This window comes from Mesorhizobium sp. WSM4311, from assembly GCF_002295115.1.
Lineage (GTDB): Bacteria > Pseudomonadota > Alphaproteobacteria > Rhizobiales > Rhizobiaceae > Mesorhizobium.
Genome location: NZ_NSFV01000004.1, coordinates 180,246 through 204,861 on the forward strand (window position 1 = coordinate 180,246; position 24,616 = coordinate 204,861).

General features: G+C 65.6%; 20 protein-coding genes and 1 tRNA gene. 14 read left to right on the plus strand and 7 right to left on the minus strand.

Going from position 1 to position 24,616, the window contains the following annotated elements; translation table 11 throughout:
• The first annotated feature begins 86 nt into the window (after window positions 1-86).
• On the plus strand, window positions 87-1,094 hold the full coding sequence (locus CK226_RS11705; protein WP_095791931.1) for a ligase-associated DNA damage response exonuclease: 1,008 nt from the start codon (window positions 87-89) through the stop codon (window positions 1,092-1,094).
• A 241-nt stretch (window positions 1,095-1,335) separates the two neighbouring features.
• Entirely contained in the window at window positions 1,336-2,937 is a 1,602-nt protein-coding gene (locus CK226_RS11715; protein WP_095791932.1) for a cisplatin damage response ATP-dependent DNA ligase, read from the plus strand.
• A 2-nt stretch (window positions 2,938-2,939) separates the two neighbouring features.
• Here the strand turns inward: CK226_RS11715 and CK226_RS11720 are convergent, their stop codons facing one another.
• A complete protein-coding gene (locus CK226_RS11720) occupies window positions 2,940-4,085 on the minus strand; it encodes a hypothetical protein (protein WP_095791933.1) in 1,146 nt (381 codons plus the stop codon).
• Window positions 4,086-4,372: 287 nt separating this feature from the next.
• Here CK226_RS11720 and CK226_RS11725 point away from each other — a divergent pair.
• The 9 genes from CK226_RS11725 to CK226_RS11765 all read left to right on the plus strand — a co-directional run bounded on the left by CK226_RS11725 (window position 4,373) and on the right by CK226_RS11765 (window position 10,344).
• Window positions 4,373-4,448 (plus strand) — tRNA-Thr (locus tag CK226_RS11725).
• Window positions 4,449-4,590: 142 nt separating this feature from the next.
• Window positions 4,591-4,779 (plus strand): YodC family protein, encoded by a 189-nt coding sequence (locus CK226_RS11730; protein WP_019863018.1) that lies wholly within the window; start codon window positions 4,591-4,593, stop codon window positions 4,777-4,779.
• A gap of 222 nt (window positions 4,780-5,001) precedes the next feature.
• Entirely contained in the window at window positions 5,002-5,460 is a 459-nt protein-coding gene (locus CK226_RS11735; RefSeq protein WP_095791934.1) for an acid-shock protein, read from the plus strand.
• Between the two features lie 45 nt (window positions 5,461-5,505).
• On the plus strand, window positions 5,506-6,042 hold the full coding sequence (locus CK226_RS11740; RefSeq protein WP_095791935.1) for an RNA polymerase sigma factor: 537 nt from the start codon (window positions 5,506-5,508) through the stop codon (window positions 6,040-6,042).
• 119 nt (window positions 6,043-6,161) lie between these two features.
• The gene (locus CK226_RS11745; RefSeq protein WP_245437733.1) at window positions 6,162-6,608 is read left to right on the plus strand and encodes a hypothetical protein; all 447 of its coding nucleotides are present in this window, start codon (window positions 6,162-6,164) and stop codon (window positions 6,606-6,608) included.
• On the plus strand, window positions 6,605-7,060 hold the full coding sequence (locus CK226_RS11750) for a periplasmic heavy metal sensor (protein WP_095791936.1): 456 nt from the start codon (window positions 6,605-6,607) through the stop codon (window positions 7,058-7,060). Before CK226_RS11745 ends, CK226_RS11750 begins: the two co-directional genes overlap by 4 nt.
• Before the next feature lie 109 nt (window positions 7,061-7,169).
• On the plus strand, window positions 7,170-7,448 hold the full coding sequence (locus CK226_RS11755; protein WP_095792153.1) for a hypothetical protein: 279 nt from the start codon (window positions 7,170-7,172) through the stop codon (window positions 7,446-7,448).
• 151 nt (window positions 7,449-7,599) lie between these two features.
• Window positions 7,600-9,045 (plus strand): DUF1800 family protein, encoded by a 1,446-nt coding sequence (locus tag CK226_RS11760; protein ID WP_245437734.1) that lies wholly within the window; start codon window positions 7,600-7,602, stop codon window positions 9,043-9,045.
• Window positions 9,046-9,084: 39 nt separating this feature from the next.
• The gene (locus tag CK226_RS11765) at window positions 9,085-10,344 is read left to right on the plus strand and encodes a DUF1501 domain-containing protein (protein ID WP_095791938.1); all 1,260 of its coding nucleotides are present in this window, start codon (window positions 9,085-9,087) and stop codon (window positions 10,342-10,344) included.
• 302 nt (window positions 10,345-10,646) lie between these two features.
• Here the strand turns inward: CK226_RS11765 and CK226_RS11770 are convergent, their stop codons facing one another.
• Entirely contained in the window at window positions 10,647-14,054 is a 3,408-nt protein-coding gene (locus CK226_RS11770; RefSeq protein ID WP_095791939.1) for an acyl-[ACP]--phospholipid O-acyltransferase, read from the minus strand.
• On the opposite strand from CK226_RS11770, the gene CK226_RS34350 reads away from it, so the two are divergent.
• A complete protein-coding gene (locus CK226_RS34350; protein ID WP_142886539.1) occupies window positions 14,043-14,261 on the plus strand; it encodes a hypothetical protein in 219 nt (72 codons plus the stop codon). The two genes, CK226_RS11770 and CK226_RS34350, sit on opposite strands and share 12 nt — an antisense overlap.
• Window positions 14,262-14,322: 61 nt before the next feature.
• Here CK226_RS34350 and CK226_RS11775 read toward each other — a convergent pair whose 3' ends face one another.
• The 5 genes from CK226_RS11775 to CK226_RS11795 form a co-directional block, all read right to left on the minus strand.
• A complete protein-coding gene (locus CK226_RS11775) occupies window positions 14,323-15,912 on the minus strand; it encodes an indolepyruvate oxidoreductase subunit beta family protein (protein WP_095791940.1) in 1,590 nt (529 codons plus the stop codon).
• Entirely contained in the window at window positions 15,905-18,058 is a 2,154-nt protein-coding gene (locus CK226_RS11780) for an indolepyruvate ferredoxin oxidoreductase subunit alpha (RefSeq protein WP_095791941.1), read from the minus strand. The genes CK226_RS11775 and CK226_RS11780 overlap by 8 nt, the downstream gene beginning before the upstream one ends.
• Before the next feature lie 44 nt (window positions 18,059-18,102).
• Window positions 18,103-18,585 (minus strand): MarR family transcriptional regulator, encoded by a 483-nt coding sequence (locus CK226_RS11785; protein ID WP_095771765.1) that lies wholly within the window; start codon window positions 18,583-18,585, stop codon window positions 18,103-18,105.
• Window positions 18,585-20,156: an NAD(P)/FAD-dependent oxidoreductase gene (locus CK226_RS11790; RefSeq protein WP_095771764.1), complete on the minus strand. Its 1,572-nt coding sequence runs from the start codon at window positions 20,154-20,156 to the stop codon at window positions 18,585-18,587. The genes CK226_RS11785 and CK226_RS11790 overlap by 1 nt, the downstream gene beginning before the upstream one ends.
• 174 nt (window positions 20,157-20,330) lie before the next feature.
• Window positions 20,331-21,122 (minus strand): cyclase family protein, encoded by a 792-nt coding sequence (locus CK226_RS11795; RefSeq protein ID WP_095791942.1) that lies wholly within the window; start codon window positions 21,120-21,122, stop codon window positions 20,331-20,333.
• Window positions 21,123-21,240: 118 nt separating this feature from the next.
• Here CK226_RS11795 and CK226_RS11800 point away from each other — a divergent pair, with 118 nt between their 5' ends.
• Window positions 21,241-22,815: an NAD(P)/FAD-dependent oxidoreductase gene (locus CK226_RS11800; protein WP_095787237.1), complete on the plus strand. Its 1,575-nt coding sequence runs from the start codon at window positions 21,241-21,243 to the stop codon at window positions 22,813-22,815.
• Between the two features lie 111 nt (window positions 22,816-22,926).
• A complete protein-coding gene (locus CK226_RS11805; protein WP_095791943.1) occupies window positions 22,927-24,456 on the plus strand; it encodes an ABC transporter substrate-binding protein in 1,530 nt (509 codons plus the stop codon).
• Window positions 24,457-24,616: the final 160 nt, after the last annotated feature.

Below are 24,616 nucleotides of genomic sequence, written 5' to 3' on the forward strand. Positions count from 1 at the left end.
ATCTCTGTAGGGCAAAGCTGGCCTGAGAGTCAGCAGTCTCCGACAGACGGCTTCCCGCAGCGGAATTATATCCTATCTTGGGGACCATGCGCGCCGCCGACCTGCTTCATCCCCGGCCCGAGGGCCTTTACTGCCCGCCGGGCGATTTCTTCATCGACCCAGTGCGGCCGGTGGGCCGCGCGCTGATCACGCACGGCCATTCCGACCATGCACGCTCCGGCCACCGCTCGGTGCTGGCGACGCAGCAGACGCTCGACATTATGGGTCTGCGCTACGGCGAGGACTTTGCCGGAACGACGCAAGCCGCGCGGCTCGGCGAGACGATCGCGCTGAACGGCGTCAGCGTCAGCTTCCATCCGGCCGGCCATGTGCTGGGTTCGGCGCAGATATCGGTCGAGCATCAGGGCACGCGCATCGTCGCCTCCGGCGATTACAAACGACAAAGGGATGCGACCTGCGTGCCGTTCGAGCCGATCCGTTGCGACGTGTTCATCACCGAAGCGACCTTCGGCCTGCCGGTGTTTCGCCATCCGCCGGACACGGGGGAGATCGCCCGCCTGTTGAAATCGGCAGCGCAGTTTCCCGAACGCTCGCATCTGGTCGGCGCCTATGCGCTGGGCAAGGCGCAGCGGGTGATGCGGCTGTTGCGCGATACCGGCTATGACAAGCCGCTCTACATCCATGGCGCGCTGGCCAGGCTCAGCGAATACTATCAGAGCCAGGGCATCGACCTGGGTATCCTCGAGCCGGCAACGGTCGAAGACGGCAAGGACGACTTCACTGGCGCCATCGTCGTCGGCCCGCCATCGGCCTTCGCCGATCGCTGGGCGCGGCGCTTTCCCGATCCGATCTCGTGCTTCGCGTCGGGCTGGATGCGGATCCGCCAGCGCGCCAAGCAAGGTGGCGTCGAACTGCCGCTGATCATCTCGGACCATGCCGATTGGGACGAGCTCACGGCCACCATCAAGGAGACCGGCGCCGAGGAGATCTGGGTGACGCATGGCCGCGAGGAAGCGCTGGTTCGCTGGTGCGAGCTCGAAAGCATCGCCGCCCGGCCGCTGCATCTGGTGGGCTATGAGGACGAGGGCGATTGATGCAGTATTGCTCGTCAATCACCACCTTCGAGCACTGTGGCGCCCAACTCTGGCCTGCCGGCCATCTCCCCCACGAGGGGGGAGATCGGACGTCGCGTCGGCGTTCGCCAATCTCCATCGTTGCCGAAGATGAGCCGGCGCCGAAGCTGCCAAGCTCCCCCCTTGTGGGGGAGATGTCCGGCAGGACAGAGGGGGGCGCCGTAGAGCGCAAACCTCCATCAATGGCGTGGTTCATACCATCATGAACCGCTTCGCCGAACTCCTCGACCGCCTGGTGCTGACGCCGTCGCGCAACGGCAAGCTGACGCTGCTGGTCGACTATTTCCGAACTGTCGAGGACCCGGATCGCGGGCTGGCGCTGGCGGCCATCACCGGGGACCTTACTATAGCCGCGGTCAAGCCGGCGATGCTGCGCATGCTGGTCACCGAACGCATGGACCCTGTGCTGTTCGGCTACTCTTACGACTATGTCGGCGATCTCGCCGAAACGGTGTCGCTGGTCTGGCCACAGACGCCGGGCAAGATCCCCAACCGCGAGCCGACGCTTGGCGAGGTCGTGGCCAAACTACAGGCGGTAAGCCGCTCGGACGGACCGAAAGTGCTGGCCGGCTTGCTCGACAGCGCCGGCATCTCGGCGCGCTTTGCCATCATCAAGCTGGTCACCGGCGGCCTGCGCATCGGCGTCTCGGCGCGTCTCGCCAAACAGGCGCTGGCGGATTTCGGCAAGGTCGACGTCGCCGAGATCGAGGAGCTATGGCACGGGCTGTCGCCGCCCTATATGGCGCTGTTCGCCTGGCTGGAAGGCAAGGCCGAAAAACCCCGCAACACGGCGATGGCTTTGTTCCGTCCGGTGATGCTGTCCAATCCGGTCGGCGACGGCGATCTCGAAAAACTCGATCCGGCGGACTACGCGGCCGAATGGAAATGGGACGGCATCCGCGTCCAGGCGGTGGCGGAAGGCGGCATCCACCGGCTCTATTCGCGCACCGGCGACGATGTCTCCGGCGCCTTTCCCGACCTAGCCGACGCGATGCATTTTTCCGCGACGCTCGATGGCGAATTGCTGGTCGGCGACCCGCGAGAGGCGACGGGAACCTTCTCGGATTTGCAGCAGCGGCTGAACCGCAAGACGGTGACGCCGAAGATGCAGCAGCAATATCCGGCTTTCATGCGCTGTTACGACCTGCTTCAGCTCGGCGACGAAGACCTTCGCGCATTGCCGTTCCGCGAACGGCGTGGCCGCCTCGAAGCCCTCATGAAAGCGCTTGACCCCAGCCGTTTCGATCTGTCGCCCTTCGTCGACTTCGCGGATTGGCAGGCGCTGGAGAACCTGCGCCGCGCGCCGCCGCACCCGATCATCGAGGGCGTGATGCTGAAACGCTGGGATTCGCCCTATGTCGCCGGCCGGCCGAAAGGCCCGTGGTTCAAGTGGAAGCGCGATCCGCACACGGTGGACGCTGTGCTGATGTACGCCCAGCGCGGCCACGGCAAGCGCTCGAGTTTCTACTCCGACTACACGTTCGGCGTCTGGTCCGGAGCCGCGGGCGAGGAGGAACTGGTGCCGGTCGGCAAGGCTTATTTCGGCTTCACCGACGAGGAGCTGAAGCAGATCGACAAATATGTCCGGGACAACACGGTCGAGCGTTTCGGCCCGGTGCGTTCGGTGCGGGCGGATCGTGACAATGGCCTGGTGCTGGAAGTCGCCTTCGAGGGGCTCAACCGTTCGACCCGGCACAAATCCGGCGTCGCCATGCGCTTTCCCCGCATTTCACGGCTGCGCTGGGACAAGCCGGCCAACGAGGCCGACCGCATCGAGACGCTGCAGGCGCTGCTCGACCGCTAGCCTTACGGCTCGATCGAGACGCGGATCTCGTAGATGTCGACCGCCTTGCCCTGCTTGTCGAAATCGGAATTGACGGCGATGGTTCCGGCCGAGCCCGGATGCTTGTTGGGGAACTGCACGTCGAACAGATATTCGTTGCGCTGCTGGCCGACCGCGTAGCGCTTGCGGCCGCAATCGCCGAGCTCGCCGAAATTGCAGTCGACGGAAATCTGCGTATCCTTGCCGTCCTCGGCACGCGCGATGATGTCGAATACGGCGTGCTTGCCGGCGAGCTTCTCCAGCACGCCCTGCCCGACATCGAAAGCGATCGCCGAACCGGAGGGGCCGGACTGGATGCGCAGGAACGGACCGGTATCGTCCTTCATCACCGAGGCCTTGGCGTCCGAAGGGGCTGCGACATGCGTCGGGTCGGCCGGCGAGAACACATTGATCCAGGTGCGCGACTGGTCCGCGGCGCCGGGCTTGGCCGGCGCGTTGGCGCCGTCGGCCGGGGTGAAATCATCGTCCTCGACGGTTGGCGGCGCCTCGGGCGGCGCCGTGTCGAGCTGCGCCGCCGTCTTGAACACGCCGGTCTGCATGGCGAAGAACACGCCGATGCCGATCGCCGCAAGCAGGGTGACAGTGAAGAAAATGGCGGTCAACGGCAGGCGGCGCCCGCGAATGCGCCGCTCATCGCGATCGGGCGCCACTTCCGTCGCGGTACCTGAAGCGGCGGGAACGGACATGTCGATGGCCGGCGCGCCAGGAAGCGTCGCGTCCGGCATGATGTCGGGAACGACCGGCAACACGCGCGATCGCGGCGCATCGGATGCCGGCTGCGCGGGACCGTCGACGGTGACGGCGGGCAATGGCGCCTTGTCGCCGATCTCGATGGCGGGCGCCGCGGCGGCCGCGGGCTCGGCCGCCGGGTCGTCGACCTCCAGGCCGACATCCGGCACGGCCGGCAGGAACTCGGATTCGATTTCGGTGATCGTCGCCTGGATCGCCTTGCGGCGCTTGATGGCGACTTCCACGGTCACCCCGGGATTGGCCTGGAGCGCACGGTCAAGCGCGGCAAAGGCCGACCGATAGACCTTCTCGCGGAACGCGCGGTCCTCGGCATTGCCCTTCTCCAAGGCGTTCCGGATCGCTTTTTCGATCGCGTCCAAGCGGGATCCCTCTGCAAATTGCCCAAACTTCCGTGATGGTTAGCCGTAGGCGACCAATCAATCAACGGGCGGGCGGCCGCATTCTGCCTCGACGGGCCGTCCAAAGTCCATCTCGGCGATATTCCGGCAAACAAAATCGGAACATGCCGGCAATTCTCGCGCGCGGGGAGGTGCGAACCTGGTTTCGGTGGCGGCAGGCGCTCTTGCATGATTTGCCAAGTGGCATCTTGAATTCGCGGCCGGTTGAGTCTATCACCCAGCCCATCGTGGAGGCCCTGGCCTCCCGGGCCGCTTTAGCTCAGTTGGTAGAGCACATCATTCGTAATGATGGGGTCAGGTGTTCGAGTCACCTAAGCGGCACCAGTTCCCTTCCTATCCTCCATGTGCCGCAATCGACACTCGACCACTGCCTGTGCGGTGGATCGCGCTGCCGGTTCCCATATCCGCCATTGTCGAGACTCAGCTTTGGTGGGAAAATCGCGGGCCTCAGCATGGGAGGTCGAAAATGCCCAACACTTTCAAGACCGGAGACGTCGTCAAGCTGAAGTCGGGAGGGCCGAAGATGACGGTCAGCGACGGTGCCGCTTCCGGCATGTATCTGTGCCACTGGTTCAACCGCGAGGGCGATGTCTGGATCCCGCAGCATGCGGGTTTCAAACCGGACCAGCTGGTGGCCGCCGACCCGTCGGCATAGCTCCTGCCCGTTCGCCAAGGGCAATGGCTAAACCGGCGTGCATTCGGATGACGCCGGATGGGGTGTCATGGCCGCTGCTTTTGGCACAGGCACTGAGGCGGCATCGCCGAATCGGATGATCGGCACAGGCGACCGACGGATTTCCGTGGTCACGGCGTTTAACGGCTGAAGCGTGACTGCGGCATGGGCCGTGGCCGACGCGCCAACCGGAGACGCCGAAGCATGATAAGCCGTTCAATCCTTGCCGCTGCCCTGAGCCTGCTGACCGTTGCGGCCCTCGCCCAGACGGCGACCCAGCCCCGAGCTGCTGCGCCGCTTGGCGTGACGTCTCCCGGCGCCACGCCGCCAGCCGCCGCCCCAGCCGCACCAAGGGCCAAGTCCGACATCACGCTGGCCAAGTTCCAGAAGCGGCGGGAGAAGGCGATCATGGCCGCCGACGCGGATGGCGACGGCAAGATCAGCCTGCTGGAGTGGGAGGCTTTTCAGGCCAAGCGCAACATCAAGGGCGATGCGGCCAAATCCTTCGCGCGCATCGGTTCGAACCATGATGGCTTCATCGATCGTGCCGAGGTCGATGCGTTCTTCGCCAAGCGCTTTGCCAAGCTCGACAAGAATGGCGACGGCGTTCTGACGGCCGACGAGATGCCAGGCCACAAATCCGCTCCCAAGCCGGAGCAATGACCAAGAGGCCATGACACGTGATGGAAATCGGGAGTGCGCCAGCCGATGAGCGCCGATCCGGACGAGGAGTTGGTTCGCCGGGTCGGTGCCGGCGACCCGGCGGCCGTGCAGACGCTCGTCGCACGCAAATTGCCGCGCATCCTTTCGCTCGCCGTGCGCATGCTGGGCGATGCGGCGGAGGCCGAGGATGTCGCACAGGAGACCTTCGTGCGCATCTGGCGCCACGCCTCGAGCTGGCGGCGCGGCAATGCACGCTTCGACAGCTGGATCCATCGGGTGACGCTCAACCTCTGCTACGACCGGCTGCGCCGGCGCCGGGAACTGGTGACCGACGATTTGCCGGACATGGTCGACCCTGCCCCGCTTCCCGACGCCCGCGAAGAGCCGCAGGGGATCGAGCAGGCCTTGCAGGCGATCGCGCCACGCCAGCGCGAGGCGATCATCCTGGTCTATTATCAGGAGATGTCCAACATCGAGGCGGCCGCGACCCTGGAGATCAGCGTCGATGCGCTGGAGAGCCTGCTTTCGCGCGGCCGGCGGGCCTTGCAGATGATCCTGGCCAGGGATGGCGTCCATGACTGAGAAGACCGCGACCATGAATGGCGGACATTCACCGCGCTTTATGGACGTCCGGCGGGGGCCGGCCGGCCTCGTTTCCAACCCGCGTGGGCACGCGGCACCAAGGGGCAAGGGGAAGACAGATGGCTGAAGACATCGAGGACGGACCGGCAATGGACGCCAGGCGTTTCGCGGCGCTCGCCGAAGCCTATGGCGGCGATCTGCGGCGCTGGCCACAAGCGGAGCGCGACGCCGCCACCGCCTTTGCCTCAAGCGAGACAGGCCAGGCCATCTCGCGACGGGCCGATACGCTTGACGCCGTGCTCGACAGTTATCGCGTCCCGCACCCCGGCAAGGCGCTGCACGATACGATCCTGCGGACCGCCGACCGGTACATCGTCCGGCGGCGGCATCAGCGCTTCTGGTGGCTGGGGCTGGGGCTGGCCGGCATAGGGCTGGCCGGCGCCATTGCCGGACTGGCCCTGGTGACCGTCGTCACGCCCGAAGTTCAGCCCGACCATTATGTGCTCGACGCCAATGCGACGGCGTTCGGCGATGCCGGACCCGACACGATCGAGGAAGACCTATGAGCACCGGCCGCAATCTCCTCATCGCATCGGTGATGCTGAACGTCTTCCTGGCCGGCGCGCTTGCCGGCGGGGCCGTCTGGATAAAACGCGGCAAGCCGGCCCAGGGCTATTCGCTGGAGGCGGCAGGCGGCCGGCTTCCCGACCAGCAACGCACGCTGTTCCGCAAGGCGCTGCGCGAAGTCCGCCAAGAGTCGCGCGAAATCATTCGCGACGGCCAGCAGGCCAGGCGCGATGCGGCGGATCTGCTGCGGCAGCCCGTCCTCGACACGGCGGCCCTGGCCGCCGCCCTGGAGCGAGCCCGCAATGCCGACGTCACCGTGCGCACGCGGCTGGAGCAGCGCATCATCGAGTTCGCGGCGGCAGGCTCCGCCGAGGATCGCAGCCTGCTGGCGGAAGGGCTCTCAAGGCGCGCCGGGCCGCAGCCGTCGACACCGCCAAAAAAATCGCCGTGACGACCGACGGAAAATGCCGATGGCGCCCGTTTAACGAGATGAAGGGCAGGATCTGCCGGGCCATCTGGCGCCGACAGGTTTCAACCTCGGACAACTTCGGAGCATGTTCATGAACTATCTGACAAAATACGCGGCCACCGCCGCTCTCGCGATGACCGGAGCGGTGGCTACGGTCGCGGCATCCTCGGCAATGCCACTGGCGCCGGTTGCCGCCCCGGCGCTGGTCGAGCACGTCGCCTGGGGTTGCGGACCTGGCTGGCATCCCAATCCCTGGGGGCGCTGCGTCCCCAATCGCGTGGTCGTCTACCCCGGTTACCATTATTGGCATCGCCCGGTCTTCTATGGGTGGCATCCGCACCGTCACTGGCACCGCTGGCATCGCTGGTAGGGGCTTCGGGGGCCGACAACTTCGTCGGCCCCACGACCTCAGTTGAACAGGCACGAAACGGCTCGAACGGGCTTCCGGCGCCGTGCGCGGGAAGCCCCAGCAATGGAGAGCTGACTTGGATATCCCGGCCTCCAATTCCCCGCCAGATCCAGTGCTCGTCGCTTTCAACCGCTTCGGGCTCGGGGCAAGGCCCGGCGACCGCGACAGGGTGGCCCACGACCCGCGGGGCTATCTGAAGGCGGAACTGCGGCAGCCCGACATCGCCCTGATCCCGCTCGACGATCCGGCCTATGCGAGCCTGCCGGGCAGCACGCCGGCCATCCAGGCCAGCATGGCGGCAAACTTCCAACGCAAGCTCGACCGCGAGCACATGGCCGCAGCCACGGCGCAGCCCGCAATGGCGAGCACCCAGGCCACGCCGGAACCGGTTGCGCCTGCCCAACCTGTTCCGCCGCCCGCGCCACCGGCCAAACCCGCGCCGCCAATCGAGGCCACGCTGTTTCGCGCCGAAGCCCAGGCGCGCCTCGACAAGGCTTTTGGCGCCGAGGCCGGCTTCGTCGAACGCCTGGTGTATTTCTGGTCGAACCATTTCTGCGTCTCCGTGGCGAAGGACAACATCGTGCGGGCGAGCGCCGGCGCCTTCGAGCGGGAAGCCATCCGCCCCTTCGTGCTCGGCCGTTTCGCCGACATGCTGATGGCGGTGGAGCGGCATCCGGCGATGCTGTTCTATCTCGACAACCAGCAATCAATCGGCCCTGATTCGCGCGCCGGCAAGAACCGCCGGCGCGGCCTCAACGAGAACCTCGCCCGCGAGATCATGGAACTGCACACGCTGGGCGTCGGCAGCGGCTATACCCAGGCCGACGTCACCAGTTTCGCACGCATCCTGACCGGCTGGACGATGGCCGGGCGCAAAGGCCAGCTGGGCGAACCCGGCAGTTCCGTCTTCAACGCCAACGCGCATGAGCCGGGCGATGCGGTGCTGCTGGGCAAGACATATCCGGCCGGCGGCATGGGTCAGGCCGAGGCGGCGCTCAACGACATCGCCCGCCATCCGGCGACGGCGCCGCACATCGCCACGGAACTTGCCCGACATTTCATAGCCGACGATCCGCCGCCCGCGGCTGTCGCGCGCCTCGCCAAGGTTTTCGCCAAGAGCGACGGCAATCTCCGGGCATTGGCGGCGACCCTCATCGACATGCCGGAGGCCTGGTCGGCGCCTCTGGCCAAGATGCGCTCGCCTTTCGACTATATCGCCGCCATCCGCCGGGCGGCCGGTCCGGGTCCGGCGAACGATCCCGGCCAGTCGCTCAATTGGCTCAATGCGCTGGGCGAGCCGCTCTGGCAACCGCCGGGGCCGAACGGTTTTTCCGACCAGGCGGACAGCTGGACCTCGGCCGAAGGCATGAAGATCCGCCTCGACATCGCCTGGCAGGCGGCCCGCCAGGTCAAGGATATCGGCAATCCCAACGACATGCTCGACGCCGTCATCGGTCCCTCCGCCTCGCCGGAAACGCGGCAAGCGGTCGCCCGCGCCGAGTCCAAGCAGCAAGGCCTGGCGCTGCTCTTGATGGCGCCCGAATTCCAGAGACGATAGCGCGAGCGACAGGTCCGGCGCCGACATGGAGACCAAGTCATGAGCCTGCTGTGTGAAACCCCTCACCCTTCCCGCCGTGCCGTGCTGATGACCGGCGGCGCGCTGTTTGCCTGGGCCTATCTGCCGCGCTTTGCCCGCGCCGCCGACAATCGCGACCCGCGCCTGATCGTCATCGTGCTGCGCGGCGCGCTCGACGGCCTGTCGGCGGTCGGTCCGATCGGCGATCCCGACTATGCCGGCCTGCATGGCGACATCGCTTTGTCGCTTGCCGGCCCGCACGCGGCATTGCCGCTCGATGGTTTCTTCGCGGTCAATCCGGCGATGCCGGTCTTTGCGCGGCTGTTCAAGGACAAGCAGGCGGCGGTGGTGCATGCGGCCGCGACCGGCTATCGCGAACGCTCGCATTTCGACGGCCAGGACGTGCTGGAAAGCGGTTTCGCCGGGCCGGGCCACGTCGCCACAGGATGGCTCAACCGGGCGCTGGAGAGCCTGCCGGCGGGCGACCGCGTGGCGACGCTCGGCGGGCTGGCCGTCGGACCATCGACGCCGCTGGTGATCCGCGGCGCGGCTCCCGTGCTCGGCTGGGCGCCGCAATCGATGCCGGCGCCAGCCGGCGACCTCGCGGCGCGGGTTCTCGACCTCTACCAGCATCGCGACCTGGTCCTGGCGATGGCGCTGCAAAACGGCCTCGATGCCGACCGCATGGCGCTCGACGACCGGCCCGGCGGCAACGCGATTAAGCCGAAGGATGGGGCGATGAAGCCGAAGGGTGGCCTCGGCAGCGCCGCCGGCATGCGGCAGGCCGCGCAAGGTGCGGCCAGGCTGATCGCGGCCGATGACGGGCTGCGTGTTGCGGCGCTTGTCTTCGACGGCTGGGATACGCATGTCAACGAAGGCGGCGCCACGGGCCGGCTCGCCACCTTGCTCGGCGGCCTCGACGGCGCCTTCGAGGAATTCGAAAAGGGTCTCGGCGAGCGCTGGAAGGACACGGCGATCGTTGCCGTCACCGAATTCGGGCGCACGGCGCGGATCAATGGGACGGTCGGAACCGATCATGGCACCGGCACGGTAGTGCTGCTCGCCGGCGGCGCGATCAAGGGCGGCCGCGTCATCGCGGACTGGCCGGGATTGAAGCCGGCGCAACTCTACCAGCAACGCGACCTCGCCCCGACCAGCGATGTCAGGGCGGTGTTGAAAGGCCTGCTCGCCGACCAGTTCGGCCTGTCCGCAGCCGTGCTCGGCGACAAGGTGTTTCCCGAGTCGGCGGGGGTGAAGCCGATGCGGGATCTCATCGCTTGAAGAAGCACGATGGCGTCACGACCGCCATCCTTGGGGAAGCGCCCACCCCGCTTCGCAGCCACCGCCGTGTCGATCCGCTCCGTGATCGCCAGCGATGGTGCCAATGATGTATCGGTCGGATTATCAAGCGGCGGCGGTACTGGGCTTGGCCGTGGGCAGCGCCTGCGAGCTGACACTCGACAGCATCAATGCGCCTGCGGCGACGGCAATTGGCAGAATGTATCTGCGAGCATGATCGAGTCCTCCAAGCGACGCCGCGACTTTCAGCGCGGCGTCGTCGAGCGTCGAGCATGTCGCCTCGGTCAGGCGGCCTCGACCTTGGCGGCCGGCGCCTCCTGCCCCCGCACCAGTTTGGTTACGCCGGCGAAGTCGAGCTTGCCGGAGCCGAGCACCGGCACTTTCGGGACGACGCGCACTTCGGCGGGCACCATCAGGTCCATGGCGCCATTGGCCTTGGCGAAGGCCAGGAACTCGGCACGTGTGGCGCCGGGAGCCTCGGTGATGAGAATGAGCTTCTCGCCCTTGCGCGCATCCGGCACGGAAGCGACCGCCGACAACGAGCCTTTCCACAATTCACCCGCCAGCGCCTCGACGGCGGCAAGGGAAATCATCTCGCCGCCGATCTTGGCGAAACGCTTGGCGCGGCCGCGAATGGTGATGAAGCCGCCCTCGTCGACCGAGACGACATCGCCGGTGTCATGCCAGCCGTCGACCAGCGGTTCCAGCACACCCGGCTTCTCGGCGCGCAGATAGCCCGACATGACATTTGGGCCGCGCACGTAGAGACGCCCGCCTTCATCCACGCCGGGTACCGGATCCAGGCGGTATTCCATGCCGGGCATGATTTTGCCGACGCTGCCGGACCTGTTGTACATCGGCGTGTTGATGGCGATCACCGGCGCCGCTTCGGTCACGCCGTAGCCCTCGAGGATACGCACCCCGAACTTCTCCATGTAGGTCATGCGCGTCGCTGCCTTGACCGGTTCCGCGCCGGCAAAACAATAGCGTATCGAGCGGAAGTCGTAGGGGTGCGCTGTGCGGGCATAGCCGCTGAGGAACGTATCGGTGCCGAAGATGATCGTCGCGTTGGAGGCGTAGATCAGTTCCGGAACGATGCGGTAGTGCAGCGGCGATGGGTAGAAATAGACCGGCACGCCCGAGATCAACGGCAGCACCGTGCCGGCCGTCATGCCGAAGGAATGGAAGATCGGCAAAACGTTGAACACCTTGTCGCCCGAGTGGAAGTCGATGCGCGAGGCCGCCTGCGCGGCATTAGCCAGGATGTTGCGATGGGTGAGCACGACGCCCTTCGGCGTGCCTTCCGAGCCTGAGGTGAATAGGATTACCGCCGGGTCGTCAGGCTTGCGCGGCGCGCGCGGTGTCGACTTGCGCAACAGGCCAAGCAGCTTGTCCTTGAGACCGATGGTTGCACGCAGATCGTCGAGCCAGACGATGTCAACCGACCGGCCGATCTCCTCGACCACCGCGCCAAGCTTGGCCTGTTCGACAAACGCGCGGGACGTGAGCACGGTCTTCACCTCAGCGGCTTTGCAGGCGGAAAGGATGTTGGCGGCACCGGCGGTGAAGTTGATCATCGCCGGCACCTTGCCGGACGACATCACGCCGAGCAGCGTGGCGCACGAGCCGTTGGCGTTGGGCAGCATGATGCCGAGCGTCTGCTGATCGGCATAAAGGTTCTGGAATTTCTCGCCGAGCACGGCGGCCGCCGTCAGCAGCTTGCCATAGCTCAGCGAGCCGGTGACCGGATCCTGCACGGCGAGCCGTTTCATGCCGCGTTCATTCGCCGTCAGGATGATCTTTTCCAGCACCGTCCTGTCGATGTCCTGGGTGCGGAAGACGAGATCCGACATGACCTGGTAGAGTGCAGACCCCGCCGCGGCGCGGCGCTTGCGGCCTTTCAGCCCCGGCGGCACTTGCAGCTTGACCGGCTCCAGTATGGTCACCTTGACCTTCGGGAGCAGACGGCGGCGCACATGCTGCGACGTCAGCCGGGAGAACGGGCTTTTCTCCAGCCCGTCGATGCGGATCGGCACGACCATCGAGCCGGTCTTGTCCGCCACCATGGCGGCGCCATCATAGACCTTCATCAGCCCGCCGGTGACGGTGATGCGGCCTTCGGGGAAAATGACCAGCGGATCGCCGCCCTGCACGATCTTGATCAGCGTGCGGGTCGACATCGGCTTGGCCGGATTGAGCGGCAAGGCACGGGCGAGCTTCATGAACGGCTTCATCCACCAGGCCTGGGCTATGGCGTAGTCGATGGCGAAGACCGGCTCCTCGTCGGTCAGCGTCAGCGCCAGCGGACCGTCGAGGAAGCTCACATGGTTGAGCGCCAGGATCGGCGCCGTGCCGGCCGCCTTGAGGTTCTCCATGCCCTCGACCTCCAGGCGCAGGAAGGCGCGGAACAGGATGGAGACGAAATCGCGGAAGGCGTTGGTCGGCAGGAATTTCAGCATCAGCCAGGCGGCGACGGCATTGGCCGCGGCGAGGCCGAACAGGATGCCGCCGGTCGAGACTTTCGTCTGGATCGCGGCGACGAGGATGCCGCCGACGGTCATGAAGCCGGCATTGACGATGCTGACCGCGGCGACGACACGGGCGCGGCGCGCCTCGGGCGACCAGGCCTGCACGGCGGCGAAGGTCGGCACCACGAGGAAGGCGCTGGCGATGGCCATGCCGGCGAGGTCGATCGCCACAGGGATGGTGTCTGGCCCGGCAAAGAACAGGGCAAGAGTTTGCGCCTTCGGCGAAGGCTGCATGCTCCAGATGGTCCAGGCCAAATGCAGGCCAAACAGCGCCAGCAGCGCCGTGCCGACCGGTGCGGGCAGCAGCACGATACGCCCCTGCGACATCCATGCGGTAATCGCCGAGCCGATGGCGATCGAGACGGCGAACACAGCGAGATAGACGGTGACGGCGATCTCGTTGCCGCCGAGCGAATCCTTGATCAAGGTCGGCAGGATCGAAAGCACGATGGCGCCGATCAGCCAGAACCATGAGGTCATCAGGCCGGCGCGCCAGATCCGCGTGTCGGTCCGCAGCTCGCTGACCTGGCGCCAGGTCGAGCGAAAGATGTTCCTGTCGATGACGAGGTCAGGTGCCGCGGAACCCGTGGGCGGAATATAGCGGCTGACGAACCAGCAGCCGACGGCCAGGGCCATCATGATCGGTCCAAACACCGTGACGCCGATGCCATCGGCCGACACGACGCCGCCGGCGATGGTGCCGCCGAGGATGGCGGCAAACGTGGCCGACTCGATCCAGGCGTTGGCCTTAGGCAGTTCCTTGCGCTCGAGGTGATCGGGCAGGATGCCGTATTTGATCGGCCCGAACAGCGCCGAGATGATGCCGAACATCAGCAGCGCCGTCATCAGCACGGGAATAGACGACAGCGCGATGCCGACGACGGAGACACCCGCGGCGGCGATCTCGGCGAATTTCAGCCGGCGCGCGATCAGCGCCTTGTCGAAGCGGTCGGCGATCTCGCCGCCAAGCGCCGACAACAACAGGAAGGGCGCCATGAAGACGGCGCCAGCCAAAGTGACCAGCGAGGCCGCCTGGTCGGCTGCCAGCGTGAAGAGGATCAGGAACACGAGCGTGTTCTTGAGGAAATTGTCGTTGAAGGCGGACAGGAACTGCGTCCAGAACAGAGGCGCAAAGCGCCGGGACAACATCAGATGCGTGTTCATGGCGATTTCCACTTGGCGGAACCCTACGGCTATTCGCCGGAGGCCCTGCGGGTTGCAGGCGCTATTTCAAGCTCAGTGATAGTCATGAGCTGGTTAAACTTCCTTACAGTGCCCGATGTCCATATCGCGGCTTTCGGTTCGCCAGAAATGAACATCGTTCATAAGCGCACCCTATCACATCTTGAACATTGTTCAAGCGAAAAATGAACGTCGTTCATTGCGCCTGGAAACGGAACCCGGAACCGGTGATGCCTCTGGTATCTCGGGGTTAGGGCGCCGAGATTGCCGCACCTGGCCCGAGCGTCGCCACTGTCTTCAGCGCGCCGTCGAGCATGTCGCCGTTTTCGTCCTTCAGCGCCGCCTCGCGCAGGCGGCGGATCCAGTCGGCGGCATCGTCGCGGCCCTTGAGCATGGCAAGCGCCGACAGCACGCGGTCGAATTTGGACTGGGCGCGAACATGGGTGTCGCTGTAGCCCTTGATCAGCCGGCGGCAGTTGAGGATTTCGACGGCCAGCGCATAGTCCTGGGGCACATGGGCGAGCGCCAGCGCGTACCAGCGATCGAGATGCGCGGTCTCGACCTTGTGCCTCAGCAGGCCGCGGCGCCAGCGGCGCAGGCCGCCGATAAACCAGAGTGCCGCAAAGCCGGCAAAGCTGTCGGTGCGGATGCGGCGGCCATGGTTGATGCGGCGGTCGAGGAAGGCGGCAAGCTTCGGCCGGCTCTCGATATAGCTGCCCAGCCCCGCCGGCATCGTGCCGCAGAACTCCTCGATGCGCGGATGAAAATATTCGGTGACCTGCAGGATCGAACCTTCCTTGACGCCGGCTTCCTTGCGCACGCGCCTGTCACGGGTCGACCGTGTTTTCAGGTCGGCGACACGGATCATGTCGTCATAGCACAGCGCGTTGGCGAGGTGCTTGGCGGCGGCGATGGACAGCGCATGGGCATGGTCGGCGCGATCCACCGCGACGGCCTTGTCCAGCCGGTCAAGATACTCGCCGCCATAGGCGATGTCCTGATAGTCGACGACCTTCCTCAGGCCCCGCAACGCCATGTCACGCACCGCCACGGGCATCAGGTCGATGCGGGCAGCGAGCGCCTGCCAGCCCTGCAGCAGGTTTTGCGGGCCGCTCACGCGCCCTGCGCCCAATGCGGATTCGACAATGGCCGGCCCTGCTGGCCTCGGCGCCGGTGCGGCCGTGCCGCGCGCCCGGTCATAGGCGGCGCCAAAGGCGGCGAGGCTGGCCTTGACGCCGCGGCCGCCGGCACTGACCGCCTGCTCGTAGCTTTCGCGCGTGAAGGGCAGTGCGTCCGAGCCCGCCAGCGCGCCAAGCAGGCTGGCCGAGATCATCGAACCATTGTCGGCGGCGATCTTTTCCATGTCGAAGGCGATGAAGCGCTTCGATGCGGATTCCGCCGTCGCATGCACCTTGGCAGATGAGGCCCGGCCGTCGCCCGGCTCGATCTTCTCCGATACCGCGGCGATGCGGTGCGAAGAGGCGATCAGCGTGGTGCGCTCCGGCGTGACGAAACCACGGATGATGGCACGGCCGGCTTCCATCAATTCGGCGGCGATCAATATGTCGACATCGCCTTGCGAGGGCGACAGCGCGAAGACCGGCAGCCGGCCGGTGTCCCGGGCCATTTCGACATAATAGATGGTGGCGCCGGTGCGCTGCGCCACGCCGGCGACCGAGGTCGATTGCGCGACATAGCCATTGCGTTCGGCGACATCGGTGATCCAGTCGGCCAGCACGCCGCCGCCCTGGCCGCCGACCGCCAGCACGGCGAGCTTGATGACGCGCTGGTCGTCCTGGGTGCCGTCCTTGGCGCGGAATGGCGGGACAGCGTCAAGCATTGGCGAACGTCAGGCGCCGGCTTTCGCGGCGGCGCTGCAGAAGGCTGATCACCGCGCGACGCGCGGATTCCAGGAAACGGTCCCAGCGGCTCGGATTGTGGACTACATCGGCGCGGTAGAAGGACGGGCAGAGTACGGCGGCATCGGCGACCTCGCCGCAATTGCCGCAGCCGACGCAGTTCTGGTCGATCGATGCCACCGGATCGTCGCGCAGCGGATCGTCGAGCGACTTCACCGACAGTGACGGGCAGCCCGACAACCGCATGCAGGCGTGGTCGCCGGTGCAGATGTCCTCGTCGACACCGAATTTCGGTTTGATCACGCGCTCGCCGCCCTTGATCGCCTTGTCGACCAGCGGCTTTTCGCGGCGCTGGCGGTTGAGCATGCATTCTGACGAGGCGACGATGACCTTCGGCCCCTTCTCCTCCGTCGTCAGCGCCTCGCGCAACGTGTCCTGCATCTTGCCGACATCGTAGGTGCGGTCGACATGGCGCAGCCATTTGACGCCCATGCCCTTCACCGCCTCGGTGATCGGATGTTTTGTCGACTTGGTCTTGTTGCCAGCGCGCGATGACAGGATGTCCTGCCCGCCGGTAGCGGCCGAATAGAAATTATCGACGATGACGATGACGCCGTCATTCTTGTTGAACACGGCATTGCCGATCGAGGAGGTCAGGCCGTTGTGCCAGAAGCCGCCATCGCCGACGAAGGAGATCGAGCGGCGCTTGGCGTCGGGCGAATTGAACGCCGACGCCGAGGCCGGCCCCAGCCCATAGCCCATGGTGGTGGCGCCGAGCTCGAAGGGCGGCATGATTGAGAACAGATGGCAGCCGATATCGGAGGCGATGTGGTGCTTGCCGAGTTCCTGCTCGACCAGCTTGGTCGCGGCGAAGATCGGCCGCTCCGGGCAGCCGATACAGAAGCCCGGCGGACGGCCCGGCACCACATTGATCAGGTCCGCGGTGTCGACGCCGTCGCCGACCTTGTTGGGCGCGCGCACTTCACCGGGCAGCAGATGCGGCGCCTCGGCGCGCAGAAAGGCGCCGATGCCGTCGAGCATGACCTGGCCGGTGTATTCGCCGGCCATCGGCAGATATTCCTTGCCGACCAGCCTGGAGCCACGCCCGGCCTTGTGCAGCATCGCCGCGAAGGCCTGCTCGATGTAATTGGGCTGGCCCTCCTCGACGACCAGCACCGCCTGCTTGCCCTCGCAGAAGGACAGGAACTCGTCGTCGATCAAGGGATAGACGGCGTTGAGCACGTAGAGCGGCACGTCCGTCTCGCCATAGGTGTCGGCAAGGCCGAGACGCTGCAAGGCGCGGATGACGGAATTGTACATGCCGCCCTGCATGACGATACCGACCGAGCCGTGGTCCGAACCGAAGAATTCGTTGATCTTGCGGCTCTTGATGAAATCGACGGCGGCCGGCCAGCGCTTCGCCACCTTCTCCTTCTCATGCAGGAAGGAGGCGGGCGGCAGCACGATGCGGCCGGTGTCGCGGCGCGGGGCTTCGAGCGCATCGGCGACCGTCATCGGCGGCCGCTTGTTGTCCTTGGCGGTGAAATGGCCGTGAACGTGGCAGCAGCGGATGCGCACCTGCAGCATGACCGGCGTGTTGGAGGCTTCCGACAGCTCGAAGCCGTCCTCCACCGCCTTGACGATCGACGGCAGGTTGGGGCGTGGATCGAGCAGCCAGACCTGGCTCTTCATGGCGAAGGCATGGCTGCGCTCCTGCATGATCGAGGAGCCCTCGCCATAGTCCTCGCCGACGATGATCAGCGCGCCACCGGTGACGCCGCCCGACGCCAGATTGGCGAGCGCATCGGAGGCGACATTGGTGCCGACGGTCGATTTGAAGGTCGCGGCACCGCGGATCGGATAATGCACCGAGGCGGCGAGCATGGCAGTGGCGGTGGCTTCGGAAGCACTCGCCTCGAAATGCACGCCGAGTTCGCCCAGAATGTCCTGCGCGTCGGCCAGCACATCCATCAGATGGCTGATCGGCGCGCCCTGGTAGCCGCCGACATAGCCGACGCCGCATTGCAGCAGCGCCTTGGTGATGGCGAGGATGCCCTCGCCGGCAAACTCCTCGCCGGCACCGAGCCTGAGTTTTTCAACTTCCTTGGCGAAAGACCGTTCGGCCATCTCTGCCTCCTTCCGTTGCCGCCGAGAACCGGCGGCGCGTACGTCTAGATGTCGTGCTTGCGAATGTTCTTGAGCATCTTCAAAAGTGTGGCGATGAGTGCCGCATATTCAGCGTCGTCGATATCGTCGAACATCGCCTCGAACGCGTCATGCATGGCCGGCCAGGCGCGAGTGAACTCGGCGCGGCCCTCATCGGTCAGGAAGACATGGCGGATGCGGCTGTCGGTGACGCCCTGTTCGCGCCGCACGAAGCCTTGCCCCTCCAGTGTGTCCAGCGTGCGGCTCAAGGTCGACTGCTCGATCACCGTATAGACCGAGAGGTCGTTGACGGTGACGCCATCGGTGACCGACAGCACGGCCAGCGTGCGCACCTGCGGAATGGTCAGGCCCTGCTTGCGGAAATCATCGCGCAAGGTGGCGTTGTAGCGGCCCATGATGCGGTTCATCAGATAGGGCGCGAATTGCTGCAGGCCGATCTGCCCGAGCGTCGAAATGCGCTGGCGCTTTTCCGCCACCTTCTGTTCCATCACAGCCTCCTCGCCAGGAGAAAGCCGGAACCGCCGCCGAGACCCGCGCCCGGGTGGGTCGAGGCGCCGATATGATAAAGCCCCTTTATGCCGGTCTGGTGGTTGCGGCTGGTCTTGAACGGCCGCCACAGGAATGACTGGTCGATGGTCGAGGAGCCGCCATAGGGATCGCCGCCGACCAGATTGATGTTCATCGCTTCAAGGTCGGTCGGCGAATAGGCTCGGCGCGCAATCACGCTGTCCTTGAAGCCATCGATGTGGCTGGCGAGGATCGCTCCAGCGCGGTCGGCATAGGCCTCGCGCAATGCGTCGGTCCATTGCCCATCAGCCGGGGCCTCCAGCTTACCGGCGGCATCGCCTTTGATGTGGCGCGGCGCCTCTGGCAGTTGCAGCCAGAGGATCGCCTTGCCTTGCGGACAGCGCGACGGGTCGAGCGCGTGCGGCTGGCCGACGCAGATGGTCGGCACTTCCGGCAGCATGCCGCGCACCGCCTCGTTGCAGGCTTTCGACACGCCATCCAGGCCCGGCGTCAGATGCAACAACGCCACCTTGTCCAGTCCTCCGCCGCGCCATGCCGGCGGCTTGTCGAGGGCGTAGTGGATCTGGAAGTTGCCTTTGCCGTAACGGTATTTCCGCGTTGCCTCGATGTCGGCTTTGGGCGCCTCGCTGCCTAGCAGCCGGCCATAAAGCTGCGTCGGCGTCACCGAGCAGATGATGCTCTTCTTCGCATGGACCGTTTCGCCCGAGGCCAGCCGCACACCGGTGGCGCGACCACCAGCCAGGATGATGGAGGCGACGTCCGCTTCGGTGGAGATGACGCCGCCGCGCTCGATGATCAATGCCTCGAAGGCCGACAGCAGGTTCCTTGCCCCGCCCTTGACGATCGGGGCGCCCGCGGCTTCGAGCGCGAAGGCGATCACCTTGGCGATCTGGCCGGAGAAGGCATCTTCCGGCCCGAGCCCGGCATGCAGCACCCAGGGCGCCCAAAGCGCACGGATGGTTTCGGACTGGTAGGTGCTTTCCAGCCAGCCGCGTGCCGGCGCCAGAGCGTCGCCGAGAAAGGCGGCAAGGCCGCGCGGGCCGCGCCGCCAGGCATCGCCGGCCAAAAGCTTGGCCGTCGGATAGGACCACAGGCTGCCGCCGAGCAGGCCGAACAGCAGGCCGGCATTGCGTTCGATGCCACCGACGTCGTCGGCGTGGCGGTCGCCATCACCCGCCGCGATCGCATTGAGGGCGGCGACGTTGGCGGCGCGGTCGGTGCTGAGCACCGCGTGGCTGCCGTCCGGCCGCAGCACGCCGGTCGGCGTGGCCGTGTGGCAGAACTCCAGCCCGTGCCGGGCGAGGTCGCCGCCCAATGCCGCAAAGGCCGGCGAGGTGATGAACAGCACGAAGGTCGTCGCCATCACATCGTGTATGAAGCCGGGCGCGGTGATCTCCTCGGTGCGCATGCAGCCGCCGATGCGGTCGTTGCGTTCGAGGACGAGCACCTTGGCGCCCTTGCCGCCAAGCATCGCCGCGCAGACCAGCGCGTTGATGCCGCTGCCGACGATGATGTGATCGGGCGCTTTCATTGGGGAGTGCCCTTGGATGACGGGAGGCCAATCGGGCTAAGCCGCGTTCCTTCGCGCCCCCCTCTGGACAGAGGGGGGCGCCGTAGAACGCTGACGTCACAAGACGGTCTTCCCCACTTCGTCATCGAAGTTTTGCCCTCGACCATGATCTTCTCCCGAAGACCGCCACCTCGCCTATTGCCCCGAGACCAGCGCCAGCGCGCGGATCGGGCTGCCAGTGCCGTGCTCGATCTTGAGCGGCGCCGCGATCAGGATGGCGCCCTTCGGCGGCAGCTGGTCGAGGTTGCACAGGCTGGCGAGGCCGTAGCGGTTGGCCTTGTGCATCAGCGTGTGCGCCGGGAATGGCGGCTCCATGCCGCCCGCCTTGCCGGCGTCGGTTCCGATCGTCTCCGAGCCCCAGCCCTTGATGTCCTTGGCTATCAGATACTGGATGGCTTCGGCCGTCGGGCCGGGCGTATGCGGGCCGGTCTCGTTGGCGTTGAGGAACTCGGCTTCCGAACCGTTGCGCTTGTACCAGTCGGTGCGCATCACCACCCACTCGCCGGCGTTGATGGCGCCGTGCTTGGCTTCCCACGCCTTGATGTGGTCGACGGTGAGCAGGAAATCGTGGTCGGCGGCGGCTTCCTTGGAGCAGTCGATGACATTGACCGGGCCGACAAAGTTCTGCGCCGGAATGGTATCGGTGGCGCCGTCCGGATAGTCCTTGCCGGTGATCCAATGCTGCGGCGCATCGAAATGCGTGCCGGAATGCTCGCCGAGCTTCAGCCAGTTCCACGCCCACCAAGGGCCGTTCTTGTCATAGCGGGAAATCGAATGGATCTCGACCTTGGGCGTGTCGACGGCGAGTTCCGGTGGCAGCTTGATCAGCGGCGTGTCCGGTCCGAGCGGCGCCGACAGGTCGACCACCTTGATGGCCCCTGAAAGCAGCCGGCCGGCGACTTCGCCGAGGAGTTTTTGCGTATCCATGTTTGTGTTCCCTCTTTTGTGGTGATGATCGAGGCTCGTCTCGGCCCTTAATATCCTACTAGACGAAAACATATGCATCTGCAATTATCTTTAAGCATAAAGGAAATGGGAACGGGGCGTGAGCGAGTTCGACGCGATCTTTGTCGGGGCGGGCCACAACAGTCTGGCATGCGCCGCGCATCTGGCGCTCAAAGGCTGGAAAACCGGGATTTTCGAGCGCAATTCCACGATTGGCGGCGCCGTCCAGACCCGCGAATTCACCCTTCCCGGTTTCCGCCACGACTTCGGCGCGATGAATCTGAGCCTCTTTGCCGGCTCTGTCTTCCACCGGAAATATGCAAATGAATTGAAAGCGCAGGGCCTGGAATTCGCTCCGGTCGCCGACTGTTTCGCCAGCGCCTTTCCGAACGGACGCTGGTTCGGCGTCAGCAACGATCTGGAAAAGACCGCCACGCGCATGGCCGCTTTCTCCACCGCCGATGCCGCGACATGGCGCGGGCTTGTTGCCGCCTTCCCGGCCGAGGCCGAACATCTGTTCCGGCTGCTGGGCTCGCCGATGAGCGCCCGCGCGCTGGCCGGCTCGGCGTGGAAGCTGTGGCGCAAGAAGGGCATATCCGGCGCGCTCGACACGGGAAGGCTGTTGCTGTCGTCACCCCGCGCGTGGCTGGAGGAGACTTTCGAGTCGCCTTATGTGCGGGCGACGCTCGCCACCTGGGGCATGCATCTCGACTTCGCCCCCGACATCGCCGGCGGTGCGGTGTTCCCCTATCTGGAATCGATGGCCAACCAGAGCTTCGGCATGGTGCTGGGCAAGGGCGGCGCCGACACCATCATCCGGGCGCTGGCCGGCATGGTGACGTCCGCCGGCGGCAAGATCGTCACTGGCGCGGAAGTGGCCGAGATCACCGTTTCCGCCGGCAAGGCGACCGGGGTGCGGCTTGTTTCCGGTGAGACCCATACAGCCACCAAGGCCGTCATCGCCGGCGTCGCGCCAAAGGCGCTGACCGGCACGCTGCTGCCGGGGGGTTCCGGCAATGCCGGCTTCGATACGGCGATGAAGAAGTTTCGGTATGCGCCGGGTACGATGATGATCCACCTGGCGCTGGACGACCTGCCGGACTGGCGCGCCGGGTCTGAGTTGCGGCAGTTCGCCTATGTGCATCTGTCGCCCTCGCTCGACGCCATGTCGCGCACCTATCAGCAGGCAATGGCCGGCATGCTGCCGGACGAACCGGTGCTGGTCGTCGGCCAGCCAAGCGCGATCGATCCGTCACGCGCGCCGCGGGGCAAGCATGTGCTGTGGGTGCAGGTGCGCATGCTGCCCGCCGAGATAACAGGCGATGCTGCCGGCAAGATTGCGCCCGCGCATTGGGATCAGGTCAAGGACGCCTATGGCGATCGCGTGCTCGACATCATCGAGACTTATGCGCCCGGCCTGCGCGCCAAAATCCTCGGCCGGTCCGTGTTCTCGCCCATCGACCTCGAGCGCGAGAACCCGAACCTGGTCGGTGGCGACCAGGTTTGCGGCAGCCACCATCTGGCGCAGAACTTCTTGTTCCGCCCGGCGCGCGGCTATGCCGGCTGGAACACGCCGGTCGGCAATCTGCATCTGACGGGAGCCGCGACATGGCCGGGTGCCGGGACCGGTGCGGCCTCGGGTTTCATGCTCGCGCAACAGCTTGGCGGGAGGTAGGCTCCGACGATTTTATCGAGGTGACGAGGGGCAAGGCGCTGCTGCCCACGAAGCCTGAACCAATGAACGGATAGTGCCGCGCAAAGACAATAACCAACAAGGGGAACGACCATGAAAATCAACAGACGCGAATTGCTGGGATACAGTGCCGCGGCACTCGGCGTGGCCGCGGTTGGCCTGCCGAAAATAGCCAAGGCGGCGGCCGGCGAACTGACCATCGCATACAATGTCAACCTGCCGTCCTGGGATCCGACCACTGGGCCCTCGGCCGTCAACCCGACGATCCAGGGCCTCTACCAGTCGGTGTTCGACCAGTTTATCCCGCAGAAGCCCGACCTGTCCTTCGCCCCTGGCCTGCTCACCGAATGGGGCTGGAACGACGACCGCACCAAGGTGATGATGACGGTGCGCGAGGGCGTGAAATGGCATGACGGCTCACCCTTCACGCCCGAGGACGTTGTCTGGTCGCTGCAGCGCGCGGGCGACGAGAAGACCGGCAACCCGATCCAGTTCGTCTGGAAGAACGTCAGCAACTTCAAGATCGACGGCAACAAGATCACTGGCGACGTGGTGCAGTTCGACCCGGTCTATTTCAAATGGATGTCGTTCCTGACCGGCTACATCCTGCCGAAGGCCTATTATGAGAAGGTCGGCGCCGAAGGCTTCGAGAAAGCGCCGATCGGCACCGGCCCCTACATGGTGGAAAAGTTCGAGCGCAACGCCTTCCTGCGGCTGAAGGCCAATCCGAACTATTGGGGCGGCAAGCCGGCTTTCGAGAATGTGACGATCAAGTTCGTCACCGACGCGGCGAGCCGCGTCGCCGAGATCGAATCCGGCTCCTCGCAGGTGACGCTCGAAATCCCCTACGAGGAATATGACCGCCTGATCGCCAAGGGCGGACTTGCCGGCTCGATCAAGAATGTTTCCGACATCGGCATGATCTTCTTCAACGACATCGAGGCGATGCTGGACAAGAACGTGCGCCAAGCAGCCGTGATGGCGGTGGACAAGGAGCTTCTGGTCAAGCGGCTGCTGCGCGGCTACGGCCAGCCGATCGCCACGCTGGAGACGCCGGAATACACGGCCTACGATGCGTCGATCAAGGTCGAGCACAATCCGGAAAAGGCCAAGGAGTTGCTTGCAGCCTCCGGCTATTCGCCGGAAAAGCCGGTCAAGTTCACCATCCAGACGACCAAGGGCTTCAAGCCCAAGGATTATGAGATGATCCAGGCGATCGTCGGCATGTGGCGCAAGGTCGGCATCGAAGCGACGATCGAAGTCTACGAGATCGCCAAGCACTACGAACTGCGCGCCGCCGACAAGCTGGCGCCGGCGGCCTTCTACAATTGGGGCAACGCCATCGGCGACCCGACGACCTCGACCGGCTTTGCCATGTACGGGCCGAGCCCGCACTCGGTGTGGGACAGCCAGGACCTGATCGACATGATCAACCCGCTGTGGGGCGAGAAGGACGAGGCCAAGCGCATCGCCGGCTGGAAGGCGGTCGACAAATACATCGCCGAGCAGGCCTATGTGCTGCCGCTTATGCAGTATGCGCAGCCGATCGTGCATGCCAAGGGCGTCAAGGTGGTGCAGCATGTCTCCGGCGCGTTGCTGCCGGCACTGATGACCCCGGCCTGAGACTGACGACAAGGCACGCTGTTCCAAGACAGCGTGCAACTTACGCAGGCCCCCTCATCTGGCCCTTCGGGCCACCTTCTCCCCTCGGGGAGCAGGTGGCCGCCAAGCGGCCGGATGAGAGGGCGTTTCGCTTAACCGATCACTGAGACAGGCCGGGCTT